The 26,545-nt window shown below is 58.8% G+C and carries 18 protein-coding genes and 2 tRNA genes; 4 read left to right on the top strand and 16 right to left on the bottom strand.

Annotation, left to right across the window (positions count from 1 at the left end):
• Nucleotides 1-282 precede the first annotated feature (282 nt).
• From AAA138_RS07555 to AAA138_RS07500, 12 genes are all read right to left on the bottom strand, one after another.
• Nucleotides 283-358: transfer RNA gene (locus AAA138_RS07555), tRNA-Lys, on the bottom strand.
• Between the two features lie 28 nt (nucleotides 359-386).
• Nucleotides 387-1,667 (bottom strand): aminopeptidase, encoded by a 1,281-nt coding sequence (locus AAA138_RS07550; protein ID WP_349090273.1) that lies wholly within the window; start codon nucleotides 1,665-1,667, stop codon nucleotides 387-389.
• Between the two features lie 89 nt (nucleotides 1,668-1,756).
• The gene (locus tag AAA138_RS07545; protein WP_349090271.1) at nucleotides 1,757-2,332 is read right to left on the bottom strand and encodes a hypothetical protein; all 576 of its coding nucleotides are present in this window, start codon (nucleotides 2,330-2,332) and stop codon (nucleotides 1,757-1,759) included.
• Nucleotides 2,333-3,211 carry a phosphoribosylaminoimidazolesuccinocarboxamide synthase gene (locus AAA138_RS07540; protein WP_349090275.1) on the bottom strand — a complete coding sequence of 293 codons (879 nt, stop codon included), beginning with the start codon at nucleotides 3,209-3,211 and terminating at the stop codon, nucleotides 2,333-2,335.
• A 118-nt stretch (nucleotides 3,212-3,329) separates the two neighbouring features.
• Nucleotides 3,330-4,895 carry a HAMP domain-containing sensor histidine kinase gene (locus tag AAA138_RS07535; RefSeq protein ID WP_349090270.1) on the bottom strand — a complete coding sequence of 522 codons (1,566 nt, stop codon included), beginning with the start codon at nucleotides 4,893-4,895 and terminating at the stop codon, nucleotides 3,330-3,332.
• Between the two features lie 12 nt (nucleotides 4,896-4,907).
• Nucleotides 4,908-5,630, bottom strand: a complete 723-nt coding sequence (locus AAA138_RS07530; protein WP_349090269.1) for a response regulator transcription factor — start codon at nucleotides 5,628-5,630, stop codon at nucleotides 4,908-4,910.
• A gap of 153 nt (nucleotides 5,631-5,783) precedes the next feature.
• Nucleotides 5,784-6,995: a hypothetical protein gene (locus tag AAA138_RS07525; RefSeq protein ID WP_349090268.1), complete on the bottom strand. Its 1,212-nt coding sequence runs from the start codon at nucleotides 6,993-6,995 to the stop codon at nucleotides 5,784-5,786.
• On the bottom strand, nucleotides 6,995-7,258 hold the full coding sequence (locus AAA138_RS07520; RefSeq protein WP_055287275.1) for a TIGR03905 family TSCPD domain-containing protein: 264 nt from the start codon (nucleotides 7,256-7,258) through the stop codon (nucleotides 6,995-6,997). Before AAA138_RS07520 ends, AAA138_RS07525 begins: the two co-directional genes overlap by 1 nt.
• A 113-nt stretch (nucleotides 7,259-7,371) precedes the next feature.
• A complete protein-coding gene (locus tag AAA138_RS07515; RefSeq protein ID WP_349090266.1) occupies nucleotides 7,372-9,171 on the bottom strand; it encodes a GGDEF domain-containing protein in 1,800 nt (599 codons plus the stop codon).
• Nucleotides 9,168-10,004, bottom strand: a complete 837-nt coding sequence (locus AAA138_RS07510; RefSeq protein ID WP_349090265.1) for a transporter substrate-binding domain-containing protein — start codon at nucleotides 10,002-10,004, stop codon at nucleotides 9,168-9,170. Before AAA138_RS07510 ends, AAA138_RS07515 begins: the two co-directional genes overlap by 4 nt.
• A 138-nt stretch (nucleotides 10,005-10,142) precedes the next feature.
• Nucleotides 10,143-11,489 (bottom strand): adenylosuccinate lyase, encoded by a 1,347-nt coding sequence (gene purB, locus AAA138_RS07505; protein ID WP_117803432.1) that lies wholly within the window; start codon nucleotides 11,487-11,489, stop codon nucleotides 10,143-10,145.
• 514 nt (nucleotides 11,490-12,003) lie between these two features.
• Nucleotides 12,004-12,078 (bottom strand) — tRNA-Gly (locus tag AAA138_RS07500).
• A 297-nt stretch (nucleotides 12,079-12,375) separates the two neighbouring features.
• Between AAA138_RS07500 and AAA138_RS07495 the strand changes: the two genes are divergently transcribed.
• Nucleotides 12,376-15,807, top strand: a complete 3,432-nt coding sequence (locus tag AAA138_RS07495; RefSeq protein WP_349090264.1) for a SpaA isopeptide-forming pilin-related protein — start codon at nucleotides 12,376-12,378, stop codon at nucleotides 15,805-15,807.
• Between the two features lie 65 nt (nucleotides 15,808-15,872).
• Here the strand turns inward: AAA138_RS07495 and AAA138_RS07490 are convergent, their stop codons facing one another.
• Nucleotides 15,873-16,091 carry a hypothetical protein gene (locus tag AAA138_RS07490; RefSeq protein ID WP_117803434.1) on the bottom strand — a complete coding sequence of 73 codons (219 nt, stop codon included), beginning with the start codon at nucleotides 16,089-16,091 and terminating at the stop codon, nucleotides 15,873-15,875.
• Between the two features lie 22 nt (nucleotides 16,092-16,113).
• Nucleotides 16,114-19,245 (bottom strand): hypothetical protein, encoded by a 3,132-nt coding sequence (locus tag AAA138_RS07485; RefSeq protein ID WP_349090263.1) that lies wholly within the window; start codon nucleotides 19,243-19,245, stop codon nucleotides 16,114-16,116.
• A 198-nt stretch (nucleotides 19,246-19,443) separates the two neighbouring features.
• Between AAA138_RS07485 and AAA138_RS07480 the strand changes: the two genes are divergently transcribed.
• The gene (locus tag AAA138_RS07480; protein WP_349090262.1) at nucleotides 19,444-20,466 is read left to right on the top strand and encodes a WYL domain-containing protein; all 1,023 of its coding nucleotides are present in this window, start codon (nucleotides 19,444-19,446) and stop codon (nucleotides 20,464-20,466) included.
• Nucleotides 20,453-21,370, top strand: coding sequence for a WYL domain-containing protein (locus tag AAA138_RS07475; RefSeq protein ID WP_349090261.1), 918 nt, complete (start codon nucleotides 20,453-20,455; stop codon nucleotides 21,368-21,370). The genes AAA138_RS07480 and AAA138_RS07475 overlap by 14 nt, the downstream gene beginning before the upstream one ends.
• Here AAA138_RS07475 and AAA138_RS07470 read toward each other — a convergent pair.
• Together AAA138_RS07470 and AAA138_RS07465 are read right to left on the bottom strand one after the other, a co-directional pair.
• Nucleotides 21,367-24,261 (bottom strand): helicase C-terminal domain-containing protein, encoded by a 2,895-nt coding sequence (locus AAA138_RS07470; RefSeq protein ID WP_349090260.1) that lies wholly within the window; start codon nucleotides 24,259-24,261, stop codon nucleotides 21,367-21,369. The two genes, AAA138_RS07475 and AAA138_RS07470, sit on opposite strands and share 4 nt — an antisense overlap.
• The gene (locus AAA138_RS07465) at nucleotides 24,255-25,220 is read right to left on the bottom strand and encodes a D-alanine--D-alanine ligase (protein WP_349090258.1); all 966 of its coding nucleotides are present in this window, start codon (nucleotides 25,218-25,220) and stop codon (nucleotides 24,255-24,257) included. Before AAA138_RS07465 ends, AAA138_RS07470 begins: the two co-directional genes overlap by 7 nt.
• Nucleotides 25,221-25,305: 85 nt before the next feature.
• On the opposite strand from AAA138_RS07465, the gene rlmN reads away from it, so the two are divergent.
• Nucleotides 25,306-26,358 (top strand): 23S rRNA (adenine(2503)-C(2))-methyltransferase RlmN, encoded by a 1,053-nt coding sequence (gene rlmN, locus AAA138_RS07460; RefSeq protein ID WP_349090257.1) that lies wholly within the window; start codon nucleotides 25,306-25,308, stop codon nucleotides 26,356-26,358.
• The last annotated feature ends 187 nt before the right edge of the window (nucleotides 26,359-26,545 follow it).

Genomic DNA, 26,545 nt, shown 5'->3' with positions numbered 1-26,545 from the left:
CGCTGGCAAACGCTCGCGCGTTTACTCAGCTCCGCGCCCCGACGGGTTCGAACCCGCGTCGCGGCAACAAAAAAGCGACCAACCGGAGTCGATCGCTTTCTTTTCTATGGTGGGCCGTCAGGGGTTCAGCCTGCTCCGCAGGCGGCCGCTGCGGCGCTTCGCGCCTTGCGCGCTGCGCTGGCAAACGCTCGCGCGTTTACTCAGCTCCGCGCCCCGACGGGTTCGAACCCGCGTCGCGGCAACAAAAAAGCGACCAACCGGAGTCGATCGCTTTCTTTTCTATGGTGGGCCGTCAGGGGTTCGAACCCTGGACCTTGGGATTAAAAGTCCCCTGCTCTGCCAGCTGAGCTAACGGCCCGCGGGTGGCATTGTACCACGGTCTGGGACTATTCCCAACTCCATTGGCCGTTCTGGAAAATCACAACTTCACGTCCATCAGGCGTAATGCCCGTAATATCGATGTCGTCCGTGCCGATCATAAAATCGACGTGCGTGCTCGAGACGTTAACGCCATGCTCCAGGAGCTCTTCCTTGGACATGTCGTACCCACCCTCGATGCATTCGGGGAAACCGACACCTAGCGCGAGATGGCAGCTAGCGTTCTCGTCATAGAGCGTGTCATAGAACAGAACGCCGCTTTCGCGGATCGGAGTGTTCTTGGAAATGAGCGCGACCTCGCCCAGATGAGCGGCACCTTCATCGGTGTCAATAATGCTCGCAAGCGTCGCCTTGCCCACACGGGCATCGTAGTCCACTACGCGACCGGCCTCGAACTTAATCCAAAAATCGTCAACCTTGTTACCGTGGTGAATGAGCGGCATAGCCGAATACACGATACCGTTGGCACGCATACGATCAGGCGAGGTGAAGACTTCCTCGGTGGGAATGTTGGGGAAGAAGGGGTGCCCATCGGGCGTCTTACCCTTGCCGCCGGCCCACTCGTGACCCTTCGTCATACCAATCGTCAAATCGGTTCCATTTGCCGAGGTGTAATGCAGGCGGTCAAAACGATTGTCGTTCAGGAAGCGCAAGTTCTTTTCGAACGCCGCGTCATGAAGCTCCCAGTCGCTCTCCGGGTCCTGGCCATCGGCACGAGCGGTGTGCAGAATCGCATTCCACAGCTTATAGATTGCAACCTCATCGGCGTCTCCCGGGAACACCTCGCGCGCCCAAGCCACGACCGGAGCGCCGGCGATACACCACGGGTTGATGTTGTAGTCCAGTCCACGGCGGAAGACCTTGCACTGCGTGTTCCTTGCCTTAGAAGCTGCAGCGGGCTTGGCGGGATCGATACCCTTGAGAGCCGCAGGATCCGCACCCTCGATAAAGATAAAGCAGGCACCGTCCTGGGCCAGGGAATCCAGCTGCAGGCGCTTCCACTCGGGCGTCTGCTCAAAATAGCTTTTATCGACATGCTCGTACGTGAGCCTCGTCACGGCATCATCGGCCCAAATGACCGTCACGTGGCCAGCGCCGGCGGCATAAGCCTCCGCGACCACCACGCGGGCAAAAGGCGCGCACTCGACCGGAGACTGAACGACAACCTCCTGGCCGGGTTTGACGTTTACGCCCTTGCAGACGACCAGGCGCGCGTAGTTTTTAATCTTGGGCTCCAGGGCCTTCATGCCCTCCAGAGCCTCTTCGACCGTCAGGGCAGCTCGAATCATGTGCCACTCCATCTATCTATAGAACAGTAAAAAGGCGCGCCGCAAAAACGACGCGCCTTATATCTTAGCGATAAGTATGAATGCAAACGCTACTTCTTCTTGGAGTCCTTCTTGTCCTCCTCGGCAGCCGCACGCTCAATAAGAGCGTTAAGCTTGTTCTCGGACATGCCCTCGGCCTGTGCGCGGTACATGTTGCGCAAGGGACGAATACGAACGAAGTCGTAGATAAAGTCACCCAGGATGATGACATAGGACAAAACGATGCCGACCATCTGAACAGGACTGGACACCGTGCCGCCGGGAGCGAAGTAGAGCGAAGCCCAAATTGCCACGACGAGCACCATGCCGATAGCGAGCACAGCCCACCAAATACGGCGACGCTTGGTGTAGTCCTCATCCTGCTTGAGGAGAATATTCGACACCGTGTAGATACGATCCTCGCGAGCACGCTGCTTGGCCTTGCGGGCGCGCTTCTCCTCCTTGGAAAGGCCGTCCAGGTTTTCACCCTTCTCGAGCTCTTTGCGGCGTGCCTTGGATGATGCCGGCACGACGCGAACGGAGCTCGCTGCCTGGCGGGCGGGTTTAGCAGATGCGGCGGACTTGCGCGCAACCCCGGTAACTTCGTGGGATTGCGTGCGCTTGTTCGTGGCGCTACGGGTACTCACTTATGCGTTCTCCTTCATGCTTGTGAACTGGGAGCCCGTGATGATCTGGAAGGCCTCGCGATAGCGCTCGGACGTGCCATCGATGACCTCGGCGGGCAGGTGCGGGGTCTCCCCCGTCATATCCCAGTTGGCTTTGAGCCAATTGCGGACGAATTGTTTGTCGTAGCTAGGCTGAATCTTGCCCTCCTCGTAGCTGGCGGCGGGCCAGAAACGGCTGGAGTCGGGCGTTAGGCACTCGTCGATCAGCGTAACCTTGCCATCGATGACACCGAACTCGAACTTGGTGTCGGCAATGATGATGCCACGGGTCGCTGCATACTCGGCGGCAGCCTTGTAAATCTTGAGGGACAGGTCGCGAATCTGCGCGGCGACGTCCTCACCCACGATCTCGCAGCAACGCTCGAACGAAATGTTCTCGTCGTGATCGCCGATCTCGGCCTTCGTGGACGGCGTGAACAGCGGCTCGGGAAGCTTTGAGGCCTCGGTCAGGCCCTCGGGCAGCTGAATGCCGCAGACGGTGCCGTTCTCGTCATAGGTCTTCTTGCCCGAACCGGTCAGATAGCCGCGGACGATGCACTCGATAGGAATCGTCTGGGCCTTCTTGACCAGCATGGCGCGACCAGCGAGATAGTCACGATACTCGGCAAACTCCTCGGGGAAATCCGCCGGGTCGATGGAGACGAGGTGGTTGGGAACGATGTCGGCAAACTTATCGAACCAGAATGCCGAGATGCGGTTGAGCACCTCTCCCTTAAACGGAATCTCGTCGGGGAGAATAAAGTCGAACGCAGAAATGCGGTCGGTGGCGACCATCAGCAGGTTTTCACCGGCATCATAGATATCACGAACCTTGCCACGGGAATCCGGACGACGCTCCATCGTTGTCACGTGAGTCACTCCTTACCTAAATACGACAGTAATGCGGGTTCTCCCCCGCACGTTTTCGCAAACTCGGAGCGGCAGGGACGAAACCCCTCCTTCACCGAGTAGCGAAAAGCTAGTGCTCCATTGTAGTAGATGCCGCGTCCGCCGTGTGCTCGCGTGGCAGATGAATCGTAAAAGTTGTACCCTTTCCAAGCTCCGACTCCACGGATATATAGCCATGGTGGCGCTCGACAATCTGCTTGGTCACGGCGAGGCCCACGCCCAGGCCACCCGCCTCGCGGGCGCGACTGGCGTCGGCACGCCAAAAACGACCGAAGATGCGCGACAGGTCTTCCTTGGCGATTCCAATGCCCGTGTCCGAGACCGCAATATCGACGTGTTTACGGTCACTGAGCACCGACACCACGACCCATCCGCCCTCGGGGGTATAGCGCATGGCGTTACTCAAGAGGTTGATGACGCATTGCGTGATCATGTCGGGATCCGCCTCGACAACGTCATCGTGGCCCTGCGTCTCATCTGCAAAGCGCAAACGCAAGTCACGGTCGGCAAACAAGCGCTCCTGGCCATTCACAATCGAACGCACAAACGGCACCATATCCACCGGCTCCAGGTTGAGTGGCGCGGTACTGTTTTCCATGCGCGACAGGTCGAGCATCTGCTGCACCAGACGGGCCAGACGACGCGTCTCGGATGCGACCGTTTCCAGGTGTTCGTCATCGGTGGGATACACACCGTCTTGCATGGCCTCGACCGTTGCAAGCATGGCCATGAGCGGCGTGCGCAGCTCGTGGGCAACATCAGAGGTCAGGCGCTTCTCGTGCTTCATATCCTTTTCGAGTGAGGTGGCCATCTCGTCGAAGGTCTCTCCCAGCTGATCGATCTCATCATCGCCGCGCAAGCCCGTACGAGCGGACAGGTCTCCATCGCGAATCTGCTTGGCGGTGCTGGTAATACGATGAATCGGCTTGGTGAGCATGCGCGACATGAGCGCTCCGATAACGACCGAGATGCAGACGGCCACAACCGCGGCAAGGGCCATGGCGTTAAAGGTCTTCTCTCTGAATGCCGAGTCTGCCCTGGTGAGCAGGGCATCGGAGCCAACCGCCCACAATTTGACCTGACCCACGTGCTCGCCGGAGGACGTCACGATCTCAACGTTGGCAACGCTATTGGAATCGGTGGGAGCAGACGAGACTGGGCTGTGCGATGCCCTCTTTCCGCTCGCATCGTCGGTCGTCGCCTGATTTTCGCGCACATCGGCAGTAGCGCTTGCCGAGGGCCACGAGTCGTCGTAGACGATGACGCCCTTTTTATTGACGACCTGCATACCAAGATCGTCGGACACCAAACTCGATGTCGCGACCGTACGCAGCTCCCCCGCAGTCCAAGAACCGTTTTCCTCATATGACGTTGCCAACTTTTCGGCAGCGGAATTGGCGATTTCGACAATATTGGAGCGCGTGTAATCCGTAAAAACCGTGCCCCATACAACGGAGACTACGCCCACCAATACCAATACCGTCATGAGCGATGTCAGGGCAAAAGCCAGGGCCATGCGCGAGGGATAGCTCATCGTTGGCCGTGAATCGGAACGAGGCGTGTTCCAACTAGCCTTGGAACCCGCCTCGTTCTCCTGCTTATGCTTTTGCCCGATTTCAAAGCGCGCAGGTGTCATATGTGATTTCCTTTATTTCTCGTCCGACTTATCGGTCTTGGTCGGAGCCTCGAAGCGGTAGCCGACACCGTGGACGGTGTAGAGCCACTTGGGCTTCTTGGGGTCGTCGCCCAGCTTGGCGCGAAGGTTCTTCACGTGGCTGTCGATAGTGCGCTCGTAACCCTCAAAGTCGTAGCCGAGCACCTTCTCGACCAGCTCCATGCGGTTGTAGACGCGGCCGGGGTGACGGGCAAGCGTGGTGAGCAGCTTGAACTCGGAAGCCGTCAGGTCGACTTCCTTGCCCTCGACCAAAATCTTGTGGCCCGAGATGTCAATGACCAGATCGCCAAAGTCGAGCACCTCGACGGCCGGCTCATCGGCCTGGTGGGCACGGCGGAACAAGGCGCGCACGCGCGCGACAAGCTCGCGCGGCGAGAACGGCTTGATCAGGTAGTCGTCGGCACCGAGCTCGAGACCGATAATACGGTCCTCGATCTCGCCCTTGGCCGTCAGCATAATGATGGGGACATCCGAGGTGTCGCGAATGGTGCGGCAAACGCGCTCGCCGGGAATCTTAGGGAGCATGAGGTCGAGCACGACCAGGTCGAACCGATGCTTCTCGAACTCCTCGATAGCGGACTGGCCGTCGCCCACGCCCACAACCCAATAGCCCTCGCGCTCGAGATAGGCAGCGACAGCGTCACGGATTGCCTTCTCATCCTCGACCAGCAGAATCTTTTTTGCATCTGAAGCCATAACACGGCCCCCCTGTCTCAATTAGCTAAGAACAAGCTCATTTTAACGCACCTGAGCCCACCGGGTATCGCATGGGTGCGATAGCTCGGCGGGCGGTACTCATAGTCACAACGCGCTTATTCCCCTGTCGACGCCTTTTTAACCCCTCGGAGACTAAAGAGAGAACAAGCGAGCGGTAACCGTCTCGGGAATCCCCTGACTGTTACGCACCGTTGCGTACGTTAAGAACGAGTTCGATTTACCCGCCGTAGCAGGATAATCGCCATACTCCAAGGCTCGGTCGGGCGACAGAAGCGAGCCGTAGGTCTTAGCCGAAGTGTCAATCAAAAAATGCGACGCCTGAACTTTAACCAGGTATTTATTTTTCCTTCCCGCGGTGCACGCGAGCGGCTCACGCGAAAGGAAGAGGTACGGCCCGCCCTCGCTACCGATATAGGTGCCCATATTGCCCAGGCTACCCACACCGCTATACGTCGCCTCGATGGAGAACACGAAGGTGTCGCCCATATACACGGCCTCGAAAGGCGAAACCGACGAAGGCAGCACCAGCTGAGCTCGCTTCGTGTTGTTGCCGTCAGTCAGGTCGATCGCCGTCATACCGTAATAGACGCCCTCATCATTGTGCACGCGGGGCGAGATGGTCAGGATGCCGTCGCTCACACGCGGGGCGGATGCGAAACGGCCCGTCGACTTCCAAATAGTCTCAGGCTTGGACTCGCTGGGCGACTGACGGTAGCAGTACGAATCGTTACTCGTCTTGGTGCCGCCGGACGAAGGCATCTTATACCAGATGACCGACGACCCATACGCTGTGAAGAGCGGCGGATCGTAGTTTTCGCCACCGCGGTCGAGCTCGACAGCGTTGCCGGTAAGGGAGGAGCCTGCAAGGTTTTGCGCATAGAGTTTCCAGGACGCATTGGCAAAGTTCATCTCGACCCACGCGAACACGCCATCACCCGCGCGAACGTCGTAAAACGCATAACCGGTTCCCTCAATGGGATCCTCAATAAGTGTGGTAAGCGAGCCATCGCCTAGGTTGAGCACACCAAGCGTATTGGCATGCAGGGCAGAAGCAGGCGCCATCATCGCGGCAGCGTAGTCGCCATCGCAGTAGTACAGCAGCGTGCCCAGCGGCAGCGTCCACGAGGCTGCGGGCTCAAGATCGATATCGACAGCCTCGTACTCATCAGTGATCGAGACAATCTTCGAATCGTCCTTGATAACCTGCGGCTCGCCAGCGGCGTCATCACTCGTGCCCGTTTTTTTCGAGCAACCGGCCAGTACGGCAGCAGCACCGGTAGCGGCGCCACCCAGCACAAAACCTCGACGCGTTATTCCATTCTTAAAGCGATCAGCGATGCTCATTAGGCGATCTCTGCGCGAGCGGCCTCGATAGCGCGCGTAAGCTGATCGGCGCAAGAGGTCTTTTTCATACCGCAGGTATTACCGGCGAGAACCTCGATTACGCGATCGGCGGGAGCGCCTTCGACCAGCCTGGAGATGGCCTTGAGGTTGCCATCGCAGCCGCCGGTAAACTCGACGCCCAGCACCTTGCTGCCATCGTCAGAGAGATTGAGGTGAATATTGCGAGAGCATACACCCTGAGGCTTGTAGTCAAAACTAATCATTGAGATCCCCTCTCAGAAAGAAATTTCAGACGTCTATTATCCCCGCCTGGACCGACTTATTATCGCAAGCACCGATTCAACATCCTACGATGCTTGGACTGGCGGGGGCAAGATTAGCAGTCCGCACCCTGTGCGTGGACCATGCGCTTCTCCCGATACATATTGTGGTCGGCGACGCGATATACATCGGCCAGCGTATTTCCAGCCGTCTCGACGGTCGCCACGCCAATCGATGCGCTGACCGTCAGGGTCTCATCGCTTACCGCGGCAAGACCGAGACGAAGATCCTGTTCCAGCCCGAGCGCAGACTCGTTGTCAGTATGGGGGCAAACCAGCAAAAACTCGTCGCCGCCAACGCGCATCGGCAGGTAATCCGCACCAGCCACCCGCCGCAGCACGGACGCCGTCCGTCGCAGCAGTTCATCCCCCACCTCGTGACCATAAATGTCGTTGGTCCGCTTGAGATAATTACAGTCCACCATAATCACGCTCACTGGCAAGTCCTCGTTTACCAGGCTATCTCCACGCGATTCCAGATAGTTGCGGTCGCGAAGCCCCGTCAGTTTATCTTGGTATGACAGCTCCTCGGCATGCTTGACCATCGATATGTTGTGCGTCGCCACGACGACCGAATCCAACCGGCCTTGCTCATCGCGATGCTGGGGGACAACCTGTAGCGAGTACCAAGTGCCTCGACAATCTCGCACCTCGGCAGCCAAGTACGGTACGCCCTCCATGCGTTCACGAAGCGTACTTATATCTACGAGCCCCACGACCGCTTCGCGGCTTTCGGGGCTCACGATATCCCGGCAGACCGTGTCCATAAAGTCATATGCCTCGCTATGCTCGGCAAACATCTTCGCTATCGCCGGCGACATATTGATTCCCTCGATCTCGAGGGTGTCAAGATGCAAAAGGAAGGTCGAATCGTAGATGGCGCTTATGGCATTGATAATGCCGAGCTGTTTATCCTTTTCGACCAAATTGCGGTGGTCAGCGATATTTCGAGCCAACAGTACCACGACCCAAAACGCAAGGCACACCAAGACGCCGACGGCGACAAATGAAATCCTGTCGGACATGACCTCAGATTTGGGATATAGCGCAAACAGGCGGTAGTCCTTATATGCCGCACGCACGGCATATAAGGTGGTCCCCCGATATTCGATACGTGTTACGCCCTCGTCTTTCCAGTCAATTCCGCTATCGGCGAGAAGCCGGGCAAGGGTTATATCGACGGTCGAATCGTTTGAAGAAACGATTTGCGCATCGCGCATCACAAGCACTGTTGGACTCTGATGGAACGTGTTGTTCACAAGGACGTCGGCGATCGTGTATGAATAGTCATCGGCGGGCTCAGCCGCAAGGGATCGATACCCCAACGCCACCCCATCACCGTATGGAACGGCACTCACGGCAAAGTCGACACCGCGGCGCTCGACAGCGGTCGAGTAGGAAACTTTGGACCCTCGATACATCGATGCAATCGACGAACAGGCCAGCTCCTCTCGCCACAGCATGAGTGGATCGCGGCCGTCGATATCGTAATGGGCGACCATATGACCATCGGCGTCCATGACCAACATTCCCGAAAGGCTCTCGGTATGGACATATTCCTCGACCAGATCGTCGTTGACTTCAAATCGATCAGGCGGCAAGAACGTCGCAAACGACTCGAGCGCCGCATCCAAATTGTGCGTCGCCTCGGTTTTTCTTCCCTGTTCATATCGGTCATATTTTTCGCAGGCATTTTTTAAAAACACCATGGTTTCCTGGCCGAACCCAAGCGTTTTATCAAGGCAGCGATGCGTGCCAACCATATAGAGCAGACTCAGTAGGGCAACGCTGGCCACGATGCCGATGCCCACTGCGGCTAAACTCTTTCGGCGAAAGCGGCGCTCGTCATTTGTCATGATTCCGCTCCTTGCCCGCCTGTCGTCGCTCCTGCTTTGTAATTGTCCACAATGTGCTCTATCGTGCCGTCTCGATCCATGTCGGACAGTGCGGTATCGAGGTTTTTGACGTACTCCCCCTCATAGCTATCATCAAACGCGACGCCCAGGTCAACCGTCATAACGTTGCCGGCGAACACACGATAAACGCCAGGATACTGGGCAACGAGTCGATCAAGCGACTGAATGTCCGCCATCCAACAGTCGACATACCCTTTGGCGAGGGCGGCTTTGCAGAGTTCGGCAGAACCATACGATTTGATTTGCACGTCCGGCGAGATATCCAGATCCCCTGCGAGCAATCGGCGTTCGCTCACCGAGCCCGCAATCACCGCAATGGTCTTGCTTTCATCGAGATGCGCCAAGGAATTGATGCCACTCGTTTTCTTGGCGGCGACCGAAACCGTCAGGGTCAAATACGGCTCAGTCCAGTAATACTTATCCTCGCGATAACAGGGAGAATAGTCGCACCACAGGCAATCGATATCGCCGTTTTTGAGTAGGCGGTCACGGTCATTCCAAGAAATGTCGATAAATTGCGGCTTGATCCCCGCGCGCTTGCAGGCCTCGCGGGCGATGCCGATATCGATACCGGCGTAATCGCCCGTGGTATCGACATACACATAGGGGTCGTTATCCGTAACGCCGATTTTGAGAACCGGGAGGTCTTTGTCGGCTTCATTCGGGGAGGAAGAACTGCTTCGAACGATATACGTCAGGGCGCCCACACAGACGGCAACAAGAAGTATGAGCGTAAACGAGACGATGGCGGCTCGCTTGATACGTCCGGGCACACGCCTCCCTTCATCGAAACAGCAGTCGGATTTCATTTTATACCCGGGGCTGATGCGGCGATAAAAAAGCGCCTCACCCAAGATGGGCAAGGCGCCAAAGGTTGAAATGCATCCGCAAGCGGTCGAATTAGGTTAACCCTACTCGAAGCTCAGCTGCTCCAGGCGGTCGAAGACCGTGTCGATACGGGTGAGGAAGTCCCACGGATCAAAGATCTCGTCGAGTTTTTCCTGGCTAACGGTGCAGCGCGGATCGGCCTCGAGACGCTCCTTAAAGGTGGGGCCGGAGACACAATCCTGCACCTCGTGCCAGGTGGCCATGGCGTTTTCCTGCACGATAGCGTAGGCGTCCTCGCGGGTGATGCCCGTATCGACGAGGGCCAGCAGGACCTTGGAGGAGAAGATGAGGCCGCGGGTCTTGTTGAGATTGGCCATCATGCGGGCCGGATACAGCTGCAGGCCGTCGATAACGCGAATGAGGCACTGGAACATATGGTCGAGTGCGATGAAGCTATCGGCCTGGGCGACGCGCTCGGCGGAAGAGTGCGAAATGTCGCGCTCGTGCCACAGGGCAACGTTGTCAAAGGCGACCTGAGCGTTGGACTTCACGACGCGCGACAGGCCGCAGACCTTCTCCATGGTGATGGGGTTGCGCTTGTGCGGCATGGCGGAGCTGCCCTTTTGGCCCTTGCGGAAGGGCTCCTCGGCCTCGAGCGTATCGGTCTTCTGCAGGTTGCGGACCTCGGTCGCGATGCGCTCGCAGGTGGCCGCTGTAGTGGCAAGCACGCCGGCAAGGTAGGCGTGGTGATCGCGACTGATGACCTGCGTGGACAGCGGATCGTGGACCAGGCCCAGGTGCTCGCAGACGTACTCCTCGACGAACGGCTCGATGGAGCTGTAGGTGCCGACGGCACCGGAGATGGCACCGAAGGCAACGTTCTTGCGAGCATCCTCAAGACGATCGAGATCGCGCTTGAGCTCCCATGCCCAAGAGCCAAACTTCATACCGAAGGTCATCGGCTCGGCATGGATGCCATGGGTGCGGCCGGCGCAGAGCGTATTGCGCTCCTCGAAGGCGCGGCGTTTGCAGATCACGCCAAGCTTCTTGACGTCCTCGATAATCAGGTCACACGCCTGAGTAAGTTGATAGCACAGAGCAGTATCACCCAGGTCGGAGCTGGTCATACCGTAGTGAACCCAGCGGCTAGGCTTGGGCTCGCCCTCGGGAACATCGGCGTCGATATATTCCTTCATGTTGGTCAGGAAGGCGATGACATCGTGGCGCGTGACCTCCTCGATCTCGTCAACCTTCGCCTTCTCAAAGTTGGCGTGGTCGCGAATCCACTGGGCCTCTTCTTTGGAAATACCGATCTTGCCGAGCTCCGCCTGGGCCTCGCAGGCCAGGACCTCAATCTCCTGCCAAATGGCGTACTTGTTCTCGAGGGAAAAGATGTGTCCCATCTCCGGGCGGGTATAGCGATCGATCATAGCGGCTCCTTTTTGGTTATTGGCACGTTGGTCGTAACCCAACCATTGTACCGTGCGCGGGTGCAAGTAACGATAACGGGCATTAACCTAACATTTTGTAGCATAGAGCGGCTTCAGGCGATCTCCTCGGATTCACGGAGACGGTGGGGAAGACTTTGCTGGATTTGCCGTCCCCATGCCTCCCGTGCTCGGTGGAGCGGGCAACGGGACGTCCGCGTATTTGCTTTGCAAATACGCACCGGCTGCGGTCGGCATGCCCCGGTCCACGAAACCGCCGAAGGAGACCAGATCGAGCCGAGTGTCCCAGCATCCCCCTTGGCTGATGGAGCGGGCAACGGGACGTCCGCGTATTTGCTTCGCAAATCCGCACCGGCTTCAGGCGCCTGCCGGCGCCTTCGCCTGCTCGCTACAAACGCTTCGCGTTTGCTTTACGCTCGCACCCTGTCGGGTTCGAGTCCCGGCACTTTATTGAAAAAGGCACGGTAACGAAACGTTACCGTGCCTGAAATTCGAATGGAGCGGGCAACGGGACTCGAACCCGCGAGTGTCAGCTTGGGAAGCTGATGCCTTACCACTTGGCGATGCCCGCTTGTGTGTTGGCTAGTATAACGCGGTTGTCTTGTTCGATACAAGGGTGTCGATGCTTGTTTTAGCTGTGGAGAATCGTTTGAAAACCGCGCCAATTGTGGAGATGAGGACCTTTGTCCTTCTTTTCTTGCCTTCTTCTACCTGCGCTTTTATCTGATTGTTGTATTTGAACTCGATTTGTCAGAAATCGGGCAAGCTTTTGGTCAGCTTCCGGTACTTACCCGCATGAACCATGGCGGTAGCCTCATCCCAAGCGCCGCGGCCTCCCCGTGCGGCGCACGAGGGATAAGGAGCAGCCATGTCCAACGCACCCACGCACTCTGTCCACAGCGCAATCGCAACAGGTCCGCTGCTCCTGCTCCTCTTTTTTCTGATCGGCTGCCTGGCACCAGGAGCCGCACTCGCCGTCGACGGGAGTGACGCCCTTAATTTCCGCACCATAAGCGACGGTTGCGGCCCCTTCGGCGTCGGTAAATACGAGGCACAGGACACTTCGATTTCGTACTGCATGAATCAAGACTGCCCCGGCCCCAGCAAGCCGGGAGGGCCATGGCGCACATATAGCCAGGGCTGGACATGGCTCGATGACGAATTTGCCGCCATCGTCTGTCACGGATACCCCTCCAGTACATCCTTTGGCGGCCACAATCTGTCGCCCGATCTCGCCCGTGCCGCCACCCAGATTGCCGTGTGGATGCTCAACGGAACCACGCGCCCCGACGGCACCTATTCGTATACAAATAGCAAGGGAGTTGCCAGGAGCGGTAGGTTTTACGAAAACGCCGAGGCCGTAGCGGCTGCACGTTGGCTCTACGAGAGCGCTAAGTCCGGATCTATTAAGGCAGCCCCACATCGAGCCAGGCGTTATCACGGCCCGGTCTCGGGCGAGGGTCGACACCAGGACATGCTCTATGTTCTGCCCGCCGTCTCCGTATCTTTCCAAAAACAATCGTCCCAGGCTGGCATCACCGCCGGCAACGACACCTACAGACTCGGTGGCGCAACCTTCGATATCTTTGAAAGTGCGGGCGATGCACGTGTCGGCACTATCCAGATGGACGAAAACGGGCGTGCACAAGCAACACTTTTGCCCAATACGGCATATTACCTGGTCGAAACCAAAGCCCCGGCAGGCTATATCCCTCGAAGCGACCGAATAGCCTTCACCACACAAAACAGCGGCGAACATGTCACTATTAACGAGCAGCCCGGCACCATCACCTTGCGTATTGCAAAAATCGATGCCGCCACGGATGCCGGCGCCCAGGTTGGAGCGTCGCTTGCGGGCGCTGAATTCACCTGCGTCTCGCAATCAACTCCCGGCTGGACTCGCACCCTTACGACTGACGAAAACGGACGGGCGATCCTCAATGACGTTCCTCTGGGCACCTTTACCATCTACGAATCGAAAGCGCCCGAGGGCTACCTGATTTCAAACGACAGCTGGAGCTACACCGTCGGTGCCGAGCAACTCGGAGATACGGGTATCGTTGAGCTCGAAAGCCGTATTCCCAACATCCCCATCGCCTTTGACCTTGAAATCTCGAAGTTTAAGGATCATGGCGATAACAATGAGTCCGGCCTAGAGCAGCCGGCGAAAGGCGTCGTCTTTGAAGTTGTCAGCAATAGCTCCCAACAAGTCGTCGGCACGTTGACCACAAACGTTTATGGCTTTGCCTCCACCAAAGACCAGCCCGAAGCATGGTTTGGCGCAGGCAAGCGACCCGCCGGCGCTCACGGTGCCATTCCCTACGACCGCGCGGGCTACACCGTTCGCGAGGTTGCAGAAACGGTCCCTGAAGGATTTAAGCAAGCAGAGGAATGGACCATCACAGCAGAGCAGACCGCAGACGGCGCCGAGCTTCAGTACATCGTTGACAACCATGCCCTATCGACACACCTTCAAATCGTAAAGCGTGATGCTCAGACCGGCGGCACCGTACCACTTGCCGGCTTTACGTTCCAGCTGCTCGATAGCCATCACGAGCCCGTCTCGCAAACATGTTGGTATCCGGCCCACAATGTAATGAATACCTTCACAACCGATACATCCGGCGCCGTCACGCTGCCCGAATCACTTAATCCCGGAACATACTACGTGCACGAGGCGTCGGCCAAGGAACCGTATCTGCGCGGGGAAGACCTGGAGATAACGATTCCCGCCGACAGGAATCTGACACCGGTCGCCGTCGCCTCGTTCTATGACGACGCCGCAACCGGAAGCATCGAAATCATTAAGACGGATGCCGTAGATGGGCACACCCTCGCTGGAGCCACGTTTGACATCCGCGCTGACGGCGACATCGTGCGAACCGACGGCAGCATCGTCGCCCTGGATGGCGAAACCGTCGCCACCGTTACAACCGACGAACGGGGGCATGCGCGAGTCGACCATCTTTCGCTGGGATGCGGTACCGCCACCTACGAGGTCGTCGAGACACAAGCGCCCGAAGGTTATCTGCTCAACCCGACCCCACATACTGTGAAGTTATCGTACGCCGACCAGCAAACGCCCGTGATCGAAGTGCGCCTTGACGTTTCCAACGACTACACCAAGATCGATGTCTCCAAAGTCGACGCGTGCGGAGGTCAGGAAGTGACAGGCGCCGAGCTTGTCCTCTGCGACTCCAATGGCAACGAAATCGATTCTTGGACTTCATCCGGCAAACCGCACCACATTGAGCACCTTTCGCCCGGCACCTACACCCTACGCGAAACGATGTCTCCGCGTACCTACGACCTCGCCGAAGAGATAACGTTTGAAGTAAAGGCCACGGGAGAAGTTCAAACCGTAGCCATGAAGGATACCCCCATCGAGATCAGGGGAAGCGTCGATAAGCGCCAAGAGATTGCACAGCCAGTCGTAAGCAAACTCATTGCCAACGGCGACGGAAAAAACCGAGCCAAAGCACGGGCCAATACGCAAGGCGCCTTCTCCTATACCATCGACGCCAAAAATGAGTCGAGCACCTGGGTCGACGAGTTAACCATCACCGACGACCTTGAGTGCGTCAAAGATGGTGCAGCGAAACTCGTTGCCGTTGAAACCCCCATTGCGGTCGGTGATCTAAACGGGCTGTGCAACGTGTGGTATCGAACGTCTCCGGCAGGAACAAGCGATACGGGCAGGCAGGTCAATGCAACGCTTGACGACGGGCATCGCAATCCTTGGCTCGAAACAGAAGAGGTTACAAAGCTGCTGGGCGACGATATGCGTCTCGTCGATTACGACGGGTGGCACCTATGGAAAGCAGATATCCCGACGGACAAGTCCGTCACGCTCGATACGAAAGAGATTGATCTTACAGACGACGCCGTCATCACGGGCATCCGTTTTGAATACGGTGCGGTGGCCGCCGACTTTACAACCAGAAGCGAGGCGGGCTCTTGGACCCGGGATGACCTTAAAGACGAACACGACGATCTTGACGATGTCAAGGCGGCCCTTAACTCAGATGCCCGAGGCGCAGTCGTGCATATGCAGGCAACGTCGTCCTATACGCCCCAAACCGCACTTGCCAACAGTGCGCGCGTCGATCTTTGCCGCAACGGCGGTGGCGATAAGCTCGAGGCGCATGATGAGGACCGCGTCATCCAACGATGCGCCCTGCCTCAGAACCTGCCGGCAACGGGATCTGCTACCGTCGCCGCATGCATCACCGCACTCCTGACCTCGGGTACTGCGGCCCTATGGTTCGCTCGCCTTAAGTCAGCCACAAAGAAGCGCTAGCACGATAAAAAAGCGGGCGAGCCAGTCTCCCGGCTCGCCCGCCTTGGGCATAAACGATGAATCGGCTATTCAGCAGATGACGAACCGCCATCGATGGCTGCCTGATCGGACTCGGAAATACCGTCGGCACCCAAACTTTGCTCTTGCTCCACCTCTTCGTTCATTGTTGTCTCGGGCGTCGAGCCCTTAACGCCAACGACATACGCGGCCCCAAAACCCAATGCGATAGCGATCAGGGTCAAAATCAGATAGATGGGCCAATGGCGCTTGATGTACGAAAACACGCTGACTCCTTAGCGGGTCTGTCTACGAACGACGAATGACCTCGGTCACGACCTCGGACACCGTAGCGATATTGGTCGGATTGACGTTGTACGGCAGGTCATCCTCGGTGCGAGCGCAGGCAAGGCGCGGGCCGTCCACACCGGCGATCGTAAGGGCGCGACGGCTCGCCTCGAGCGCTGCGGATGCATCGGTTTTTGCATAGGGCATCTCGAACGCGCCGCAATCGACGTGGAACGACTTACACACCTTGCTGACAAGATTCATGATGCGGCGATCGCCCTTAAACAGCTGCTGCTCGCCCTCGACCGTTACCACCGAAAGCCTGCCGGCACCGATAGACTCGAGGTTGATGAAGAACACACCGCGGAGCTTGTCACGATGCGAGGCCAAAAAAGCCCTCATGCCGGCGCCGTCGCAATCGGACGCGCCCGTTGCGACGAACCAGATATCGTGGCCGAGCAGCTCATCGTCACCCATGGAGGCAACGGCCGAGAGCATATCCTCGGCAGAAGCACCATCGGAGGAGGTGGCACCGCCCTTCCAACCGTCGTCGTCATCCTCGAAGTTATCCCACGAGCCAATGCCGCGGCCGGACTTCTTGGCATCGTAATCGTCCTCGACGCCCAGCCAGTCGCTCATGCTGTCCTGCTCGTTCTTCTTTTTGCGACCGAACAAGCCACCTAGGCCACGCTTCTGCGGCTTGGCGCCCGTCGAAGCAGGAGCCGAGATGGTCTCGAGCGGCTGTGCGCCCGAGGAGATGGGCATGGGGGTCGCGACCGGTGCCGATGTGGGCTCGGGGCCCTGCGCCGTCGCAAAGGGATCATTTGTCTGTGCCGAAGGATCGGGAAGATCGAACAGCGACGTGCGGGACGCGACGTTGGCCTGTTGCATCGAAGGCAGCGACGGATCGGGGACCGAGGCCAGCGGCGACGAAGAGGGTGCGGGCGCGGAGGCCGGATCGGGGATATTCATTTGCTGGCGCGGAGGCACCTGAGACGAAATCTGCGCCATGAGGGAGTCCACTGTCTCGTCCTGCGTGGGAGCGACATTGGCCACCGTGGCACCGGGGTCGCTCGGCGCGGGCATGGTAAAGATCTGCGTAGAATAAGGCCTGGACTCATCCGTCTTGGGAGCCTCGTCAATCGCAGGGGGCTCCTGCTCCATAACAGGAGCCTCGACCTGCTCGGGTGCGCTGGCCTCAACGGAATCGGCCTCGTCGACAGCCGAATCATCGGCGGCATCCTTGGCATCATCGGAGATGGGAAGGGGCTCGGCAATTGCGGTGCCCTGCTTCTCAAACGTCATCGTGGCATCGAATGACATGGTGCCATCGACCGGCTGCTGCGCCTCAAAGGACGTCGTAGCCTCGGCAACGTCAGCGGATGTCGGCTGCGGAGCCTCGAAGGACGTCGTGGCTTCGGCGACATCGACAGGCTCCGGCTGCTCGGCCTCGCTCTGCTCGAACTCCTGCGCCGCACGCTCACGCTCGGCCTCGGCGGCCTGCTGCTGGGCGATGGCCTCCCGCTCGGCGGCCTCGCGGGCAGCGGCACGCTTTTCCTCAAAGTCGTCGACGAACTTCTTGCCCTTCGCAAAGGCACCCTTAAAGAAGCTAGAAGCGCTGGCACCAATCGAGGAGAACGCGGAAGCGATATCGGCATGGGGCGTTGTCGAGGGAAGCTCGGCCGAGAAATCGGTGTCACTCTCATAGGACACGCGCTGCGGATACTCGTCATAGTCTTCGTCGGCGGTCTCGTCTTCAACCTGTGCCGGAGCGGCAGGCGCCAGAATATCCAGACCGGCTGCAGAATCGAGCGCGGGCTTTGCGTCAGACTCCGCGGCAGCAACAGGGGCAGCGACCGGCTCGGCGGGAGCAACAGCCGTATTGGCCGCGGGCGCAGGCTCCTGTGCAACGGGAGCAGGCTCCGGCTCAAACGTCGGCTCCTCGCCCTCTTCGTAATCGAGCGTGCAGGACTCGGGAAGCATGCCGAGCGCTCGGATGGCATCCGAACCAAAGCGGATATTGCCGGCGGCATTGCGATAGAGCTTGGGCTCGGCGGCTTCGACCACCGCGGGCTCCTCCGCCGGCTCGGCGGTGGACTTTTCCTCGGTGGGTGCTTCGGCCTGGGCAGTCTGGTCTTGAGCCTCGGGCGCGATAACGCCGATCAGCGTCTCGTCGGCAGAGGCGCCCTCAAAACCATCGATCTGTCCATCAAAAGTCTCGTCCTGCTCGGGTGCGTCGACAGGCGCAACCGGCTGGCCAAACTCGTCCTCGTCGTAGGAAGGCTCCTCATATTCAATGGTGTTACCGTAGTCGTTTTGCTGCTGGGCCGCGGCATACTCGGCCGCCGCGCGCGCCATTTCCTCGGCGCGACGCTTCTGCTCGCCAAAATAGGTATCGAACGGAATGTCGTCGGGGAACTCGTTTTCGCCCTGATAGGGGGCAACGTTGTCCATGACACCGAGCATGGCGGCAACAGAGGACTTGTTGCACACCGCGCCAGACGTGTAGGGAAGCACAAAACGGTTGGAGATGATATTGGCGGCGTTGGCCAGCGCCACAAGGGAGGCCAGAATCGCGACAACCCACAGCAGCACCTTGAGCACGCCGGGGAGCGGCAGAATACGCAGGATGGCGACAGCCGCGGGCGCGATCGAGGCGACAGGCAGGAGCTTGGCGATGAGCGCACGATACGGAGCGTAGGGCTCGCGAGCAAGGAGCTCGGCACGGGGGGAATCATAGTGGGCCACCACGACGACCGGGCGGTTGCGCGGAGACGCAAGCGGGCCCGAGGCCTTGTGATAGGCGATGACATTTTGGCTCACACCGGTCTTTCCCAGGCGCGAAACCACGGGATGCCCCGTGCGCTCGAGCACGTAGAGCACGGCACCGACAATGGCCAGCAAGGTGCCGACCAAGCCGATACCGCCGCCGATGCCCATCAGCAGGGCGCCGGCAAACGCCAGAATACCGGTAACGGCAAACGCCAACCTGCTGGGCGCGGGGGCATTAAATTCCTGCACCTCGGGGTCAAAGCCGTGGTTGCGGAAAATCTGAGCGATATCCTCGGCAGCCAGGCGCTCTTCTTCACTGCACGCCGGCGTAATGCCGGTGTTCTGCAGCAGGTGGTTAATATAGTTCTGGGTGTTCGCCATGTGCGCTCCACATCCATAATCCGACAAATAGGCCCAATGCATGCACATTAGAACCGTATATAGTCGAAAGTATACCCCGAGCGAGCGCAAACGACCGAATTCGGGCCATCTTAACGCCGCGAGCGGACAAGGATATAGCCTAATCTCCATATCGGACTAAAATCATGGCATCAAACGACCTTCTCATGCGAGGATTCTATGACGGCAAGCGACGCGACCGCGACAATTAAAAAGGGGGCACCCGAGCCCGGTTTCGATAAAACGGCTCAGCGCATCCTCAACCTTTTCTTTGTACTCAACAGTTCTCCCGAACCGCTGACGACCGAGCAAATCGTCCTGGATTCCGATTTGGGGTACGGCTCGGGCAATATCGACTCAGACAAACGCAAGTTCCGCCGCGATCGCGACAAGCTGCTCGAACGCGGCATCGTTATCAGGGAGGTTCGTGCTGCCGGAGCGCAGGAAACCGAAGAGAGCGCGTGGACGATCGACCGCGAGCACACGTTTGCCGCGGGCGGTCTCATCACCGCAGACGATGCCGACATCCTGCTCAATGCCATCGACCAGACACTCGCGGCAGGCTCATCCACCTTTGCCGCGCCACTTGCCGACATTCGCTCCAAGATTGCCTACCTCACCGGCATGTCGACGACAGGAGAGGCACCGATCCGCCGCTCTCCCGCCGTCGATGCGGTATGGAGTGCCTTTGCCGAGCGTTGCGCGCTGCGCTTTTTGTACCAAAACGGACGCGGCGAGCAACGCGAGCGGACCGTTTGCGTCTACGGCATGTTCGAGCGCGAGGGTACGGCATACTTCTGCGGCCTCGACAATGCCACCGACAATATCAGAACATTCCGCTGCGACCGCATCATTCGCGCCTGGAGGCCTTCGAAAGGCTACGCCATTCCTGCGGATTTCAACCTCAACGATTACTTATTCTTTGAGTTCGATTTTGCCGACCGCCCACCCGTTGCGGCTACGTTCTCGTTCGCGCGTGAAGCGCAGGCCGATATGATCAGCGGTCTCACACGCGGACGAGGCGAACTCATACGCACCGAGGCAGGTTGGACCTGGACCGTTGACGTGCGCGACTTTGAAGCTGCAGCCTCGTTTTGCATGGCCCATGCCATGGATGGCATGAGGCCCGTCGCGCCCGATTCTCTCAAGCAGGCGTGGAATCACCTCATCGAAAGGACGGTGCACGAGCATGTCCGTGCGTAAACTCACCAGCGAGCAAAGACTCTCGCGCGCCATCGACATCATGGAGGCCCTCTACGCCGCCGGCGAGAATGGCATGACACGAGACGAGCTTTGCAGCCGCTTTGATATCACGGGGGCATCGCTCGACGAGATTCTCGAGATCGTCTCGACGCTTGCGGACCGAGAATCGGGCGCACGTATTATCTGCGAACGCCGCGGCGAGTGCGTGGTCCTCACCGGTGATGCGGGGCGCGTGCTTCCGCTGCGCCTGAGTGCCGCCGAGGGCGCCGTGCTCAACCATGAACTTGAATCATTGGGGATCGAACCCCAAGCGGCGGCTCGAATACGGCGCGCCCTTCTTCCCAAAGAGCTCGGCTACAACCAGCGCGTCTTTGACACCGTCGCCCACGGATCGCACTGGCAGCAGCTGAGCTGCGCCATTCGGGACGGCGTTCGCTGCCGTATCTCGTATCGCTCGATGGATGACACACAAGCGCGTGAGCGTTTGGTCGACCCCTTGCGCATCACAACAAACGGCGACCAAACGTATCTGATTGCCTGGGATGTCGCGATCGACGAACAGCGTACCTATCGTATGGATAAAATCGAGGGCCTGGTCTTGACCGACGATTCCGTCGTGCGCCACGCACCGGAACCCGCGACCCTCCACGACTCCCTCGCCCAGGCGGAGCGGAGCGCGAAGCTTCTCATGCCGCGCGCCTTGGCAGAGCGCCTAGACTGGCCCGGCATCATGTCGATTGAACCCAATGGGGCGGACAGCTCAACGGTGAATGTGCGTTACGGCTCCGAGCGCTGGCTGTTAAGCCAGGTAATCGCAGCGGGCGGGGCCATCCGCATCTTGGATGACCCCGCCCTGTCAGAACGTCTGTGCGATATGGCAAAATCCCTCGTCTGTCCGCTTTAGCGGCGCCGCTCGTGGCGTGCGCGCCACAGCTGTAGATAGTGCCCGATTTGTGCCGATTCGATGCGCTGATAGGAGCTCGTGGGCAGCGACGTTAAGAATTTTTTGCCGTAGCCCTTCGTCACCAGGCGCGGGTCGGCCAAGATGAGTACGCCACAATCGGTCGATGAGCGAATGAGGCGACCGGCGGCCTGCTTGACCTCGAGCACGGCCTCGGGCAGCGAATAGCGCGCCCAAGCGCGGTCTTCGCGCAGATTGCGCTCGCATGAGAGCGGGTCTGTGGGGCTCGAGAACGGCAGCTTGGGGATGATGACGCAGCGCAGCGTCTCGCCGCTGGCGTCAAACCCTTCCCAAAAGGCCTTAAGCGCAAAGAGCGACGAGGTCGGTTCGTTGATAAACCGATCGCGCAGGCGACGAGGAGACGAGTTGCGCTGCTGGCAGTTGAGTTCCAGACCCGCGCGAGCTATCTTGGGCTCGACACGAGCGTACAGTTCCTCCATGTCACGCCTGTTGGTGAACAGCGTGAGCACCGAGCCGCCCATGGCAAGATGAGCGTCGACCAGCACACGCTCGAGCGCCGAAAGATAGCCTTCGCGGTCGCGCGGATCGGGGATATCCCCAGCCACGACCACGGCCATATTCGAATCGAAATCGTAGCTCGAATCCAAGTGCAGAGACGATGATGTCGAGGTACCGATGCGATCGAGGCCGACGGCGTGGTTAAAGTGCTCAAAGCTCTTGGAAACCGTCATGGTCGCCGATGCGAAGATAGCCGTGTGGACCTCGGGCAGCCACTCGGTTGCCAAGGCCTCGCCAATATCGATGCGCTCCGCGGTCATCGACTCGCCGCCGGCGCGCAATCTGCGATTGACTTGCAGCGAGTACACGTAGTGTTCGTCGGTACCGTCAATGATGAGTTTGAGGTTCTCGGCAAGCTCATGCAGGCGACGCGAGATATCACCCAGGTCGACAACAACCTCGGGCTTGTCGGCGGCGACGGCTTGTACCAGCGCGTCGACGCTCTTGTCCGCTTGTTCCAATGCGTCGATGGCAGTGTAGGCAGACTGTAAGAAATCATGCCAGTCGTCAGATTCGCGCAGCTCGGGGCCAATCCATAGGTTCGCATTGTCATAGCCCCCGCGCGCACGGCGGCCAAGCTCGCGAACGCCGTCAAACACATCGGCAATCGCCATGCTCGCACGTGCAACCGTCGACGTCGCCTTGGCGGTAAGGCCTAGGTAGAGCGTAGAGCCTTCCGAGGTTGCCAAATCGCGGGAAACCTGGCTCAGCGCACCGGTGCTCGAGCCACCCAGGCGCTCAAACAGAACGCGCGATTCATCCGCCGACACCACGCGCGCCCATTGACGGCGCGCCTCGCGCTCGATGGAGTGGGCCTCATCGATCACCCAGTGACGAATCGGAGGCAAGATTCTGCCCTCGGCCGCAACATTGCGGAACAGCAGGGAATGGTTGGTGACCACTACATCGGCATGCGCCGCGCGACGGCGGGCGCCGTGGACCAGGCATTTATCGGGGAAAAACGGGCATAGGCGACGGGCGCACTCGCGCGACGCCGTCGTAAAGTCGGGACGGTTGACGCTGCGCCAGCGAATGCCGAGCGAGTCGAGGTCGCCATCGGCCGACTGACACACGTACGCCGTGATGACCGCGACTGCCGTAAGCGTGTCGGCAGGATCACGCTTAGTCGTAATTTCGACTTGCCCGCGGCTCATGCGCTCAAGCTTGCGCAAGCATGGATAGTGGTCATAGCCCTTGAGGGCGCAAAACGATAGGCCTCCGTCCAGCTGCTCGGCAAGTTTGGGCAGCTCATGATACATGAGCTGGTCGGCAAGATTATTCGATTTAGTCGCGATACCAACCGTGATGTTGTTGCGGCGCGCGGCCTCGGCAAAAGGCACCAGGTAAGCCATCGATTTGCCGACGCCCGTGCCCGCCTCAATCACGCGATGCGTTCCCGTAACGAGTGCATCACGGACCTCGAGCGCCATCGCGATCTGCTCATCGCGCGGCTCGTACGTGGGATACATGCGATTAACCAGGCCGCCCGGGGCATAGTCCGCCTCGATTTCCTCGCGGCTCGGCATCTTAAGGACCGGTAGCTCGTCCGCATCAACGCGATCATCGGCCCGATCGGCCTTGAGTACGTCGGCGCGGGCGGCGCTGAGAGAGAAGATGGAACCGGGGTTCTGCCCCGCCAAGAACGAGAAGATAGGACGATAGGACCAGGGTACGTCGGGGTGCATGTCGGCCAGGCGCGCCATTAAGCCCTGGGGCAAGTCGGTGAGCGCCACGAGTAACACGCGCCATACGCCACACAGGGCGTCGACATCGGCATTGGCGCGGTGCGACACCGAGTCGCAGCCAAACAGGTCGGCCATGAAAGACAGCTTATGCGATGCCAGACGCGGAAGCGCGATGCGCGACAGTGCCAGCGAATCAATCCAGATGTCGCTGACGTTGACACCGCCCTTGACCGACTCGATAAACGAGCGGTCGAAGGTGGCGTTATGTGCGATCACCGGGCAGCCGCCGACAAAATCGGCGAGAGCGGCCACGGCATCGACGGCCGATGGGGCATCTGCCACATCGGCGTTTGTAATGCTCGTGAGCTCGGTAATCTCGGCGGGAATCAGCTGCTTGGGATGCACGAAGGTATCGAAGCGGTCGACGATCTCGCGGCCCGAAAGGCGGGCCGCCGATATCTCAATAAGCTCGTTGTCCTGCACCGAAAGACCCGTGGTCTCGGTATCGAGGACGATAACATCTTCCTCGATGAGACCAAACGATTGGGTTTTGGCGCGCTCGGCAAGCGTGGCATAGGAGTCGATGACAAACTGCGGCGTTCCTGATGAAACCGCGTCCTCGATTAGCATGCAATGCCCGCTCGACGAAGACCCATACGGATCAGGCTGTCACAGACCTGCGGGAACGTCATATCGTCGGTGTGGCGGATCTCATCCGGATACAGCGACGTATCGGTCATGCCGGGAATGGTATTGGTCTCGAGGATAACGGGGCCGTCCTCGCTCACGATAAAATCGCTGCGCGAGATGCCCAAGCAACCGAGCGCCCTATGGGCGGCACAGGCTAGCTCCTGGGCACGAGCGTAGTTCTCGGGCGAAATCTGCGCCGGAATGCGATGAATGTCCGTAGGGTCGACATACTTCACGTCCAGATCGTAGAACTCGCAGTCCTCGGGCTTACGGATCTCAACGATCGGCAGGGCGCGCACGTCATCCTCGCCGTATACGCCGACGGTGATCTCGGTACCCTCGATACACTTCTCGACCAGCACTTTGTCGCCGTACTCAAACGCCTTGGCGATTGCCGCGGGAAGCTCGGAGGGCTCATGGACCAGGGAAATGCCATAGCTGGAACCGTTTACGGCCGGCTTCACAAAGCAGCGCTCGCCACAAACCTCGACGATATGATCGATATCGACTTCATCGCCCACTTCGAGCGCCAGGCCGGGGGCAATGGGAATGCCCGCCTTGGCGTATAGGAGCTTCGAGACCTCCTTGTCGGCACCGCAGGCGCTCGCCAGCACACCCGACGCCGTGTAGGGGATACCCAGGGTCTCCATGGCACCCTGCATGGCACCATCCTCGCCGCCGGCACCGTGCATGGCGATAAACGCCACGTCAAAGCCGCCGGTCGCCATGGTTACCATAAAATCATCGGCAGCCGTGTCGAGCAGCTCCACCGAAGTGTAGCCAGCTTCCTTCAAGGCCACCACGACGTTCTTTCCCGAATTGAGCGAGATCTCGCGCTCGGCGGAATGACCGCCCGCCAAGACCGCTACGTGCATGTTCTCTAGGCTTTTACCCGGCATGGGCAGACTCCTCCTCTATAATTTCTGCAGCTGATACCATATTGTAGCGATACCCTCTACGTTTCCCCAAAATCGAAAGGCTTCCATGAATCCCAGGACTAAATCTCAGGACATTCGCGACTTGAGCCAAAACGATATTCGCGAGCTTGTGGCCGAACTCGGCCAGCCCGCCTTCCGCGCGAAGCAGCTCATCGAATGGGTCTTTGAGAAGAACGTTTGTTCGTTTGACGATATGACCAACCTTCCCAAGGCTTTCCGCGAGCAGCTTAAAGAGGCTTTTGCCTTTGATACGCCGACCGAGCTCACCAAGCAGGTGTCTAAGGATGGCTCTCGTAAATACCTGCTCGAGTATCACGACGGCATCTCCGTCGAGACCGTCGGCATGCCTCGTCGCAACAAGCTGTCTGTTTGTGTGTCCACCCAAGCCGGCTGCAGTATGGGCTGCGCTTTTTGCGCTACCGGCCTCAACGGCCTCAAGCGCTCGCTGACCGCCCAAGAAATCGTTGACCAGGTACTTCATGTCTCCAACGACTTTGGCGAGCGTGCCACGAGCGTCGTATTCATGGGCCAGGGCGAGCCGTTTGCTAACTATGACGAGGTTCTCAAGGCACTGCGCATCCTCAACGACCCCGATGGCATCGGTATCGGCGCCCGTCACCTCACCGTCTCTACCAGCGGCGTTATTCCCGGTATTCGCAAATTCACCGACATCCCTGAGCAGTTCACGCTTGCTGTTTCCCTGCATTCCGCCATCCAGTCGACGCGCAATAAGCTCATGCCCGGTGTTAAGAAGTACACGCTGCTCCGCCTTCACGAGGCGCTTCAGCTCTACACCGAGAAGACGGGGCGCCGCCCGACCTATGAGTACGCCATGATCGAAGGCGTCAACGATACGAATCCCGAGATGCAGGCGCTCTGCGACTTCTGTGAGGGAACGCTGTGCCACGTTAACCTGATTCAGCTTAACGACATCGAGGGCAGCCCGCTCAAGCCGTCGCCGATTCATAAGGTTGAGGATCTTCAGCGCCGCCTTGAGTCTCGTGGCATCGAGACCACGATCCGTAATTCTCGCGGCAATGATATTGACGCCGCCTGCGGACAGCTGAAGCAACGTTTTAAGGTCCAGAAGAACGCATAGGGGAGTCGCACCTCAAAACGTTTCATGTGAAACATCCGACAGCCCTGGTTGCAAATAATGCAGCCAGGGCTGTTTCATTTATTTTCATACTCTTGGATTTGATTTTCGTTAGCTTAGTTTTTTAGCCAAAATAAGGGGCCCTTGTCTCATGAATCAGACAAGGGCCCCTTCAAAACAGGCAAGTAAT

This window comes from Collinsella sp. CLA-JM-H32B (assembly GCF_040098065.1).
In the GTDB taxonomy this organism is placed as follows: Bacteria; Actinomycetota; Coriobacteriia; order Coriobacteriales; family Coriobacteriaceae; genus Collinsella.
Note: the sequence above shows the minus strand (reverse complement) of the source record. Positions and strands in the feature narration are given on the sequence as shown.

Excerpts from the sequence above, each read along its gene's own strand:
- AAA138_RS07495 (WP_349090264.1), top strand. The coding sequence starts at position 12,376 with ATGTCCAACGCACCCACGCACTCTGTCCACAGCGCAATCGCAACAGGT.
- AAA138_RS07535 (WP_349090270.1), bottom strand. The coding sequence starts at position 4,895 with ATGACACCTGCGCGCTTTGAAATCGGGCAAAAGCATAAGCAGGAGAAC.
- AAA138_RS07530 (WP_349090269.1), bottom strand. The coding sequence starts at position 5,630 with ATGGCTTCAGATGCAAAAAAGATTCTGCTGGTCGAGGATGAGAAGGCA.
- AAA138_RS07465 (WP_349090258.1), bottom strand. The coding sequence starts at position 25,220 with ATGCCGGGTAAAAGCCTAGAGAACATGCACGTAGCGGTCTTGGCGGGC.
- AAA138_RS07520 (WP_055287275.1), bottom strand. The coding sequence starts at position 7,258 with ATGATTAGTTTTGACTACAAGCCTCAGGGTGTATGCTCTCGCAATATT.
- AAA138_RS07540 (WP_349090275.1), bottom strand. The coding sequence starts at position 3,211 with ATGGAGCGTCGTCCGGATTCCCGTGGCAAGGTTCGTGATATCTATGAT.
- AAA138_RS07485 (WP_349090263.1), bottom strand. The coding sequence starts at position 19,245 with ATGGCGAACACCCAGAACTATATTAACCACCTGCTGCAGAACACCGGC.
- purB (WP_117803432.1), bottom strand. The coding sequence starts at position 11,489 with ATGATCGATCGCTATACCCGCCCGGAGATGGGACACATCTTTTCCCTC.
- AAA138_RS07475 (WP_349090261.1), top strand. The coding sequence starts at position 20,453 with ATGTCCGTGCGTAAACTCACCAGCGAGCAAAGACTCTCGCGCGCCATC.
- AAA138_RS07470 (WP_349090260.1), bottom strand. The coding sequence starts at position 24,261 with ATGCTAATCGAGGACGCGGTTTCATCAGGAACGCCGCAGTTTGTCATC.
- rlmN (WP_349090257.1), top strand. The coding sequence starts at position 25,306 with ATGAATCCCAGGACTAAATCTCAGGACATTCGCGACTTGAGCCAAAAC.
- AAA138_RS07525 (WP_349090268.1), bottom strand. The coding sequence starts at position 6,995 with ATGAGCATCGCTGATCGCTTTAAGAATGGAATAACGCGTCGAGGTTTT.
- AAA138_RS07480 (WP_349090262.1), top strand. The coding sequence starts at position 19,444 with ATGACGGCAAGCGACGCGACCGCGACAATTAAAAAGGGGGCACCCGAG.
- AAA138_RS07550 (WP_349090273.1), bottom strand. The coding sequence starts at position 1,667 with ATGATTCGAGCTGCCCTGACGGTCGAAGAGGCTCTGGAGGGCATGAAG.
- AAA138_RS07515 (WP_349090266.1), bottom strand. The coding sequence starts at position 9,171 with ATGACAAATGACGAGCGCCGCTTTCGCCGAAAGAGTTTAGCCGCAGTG.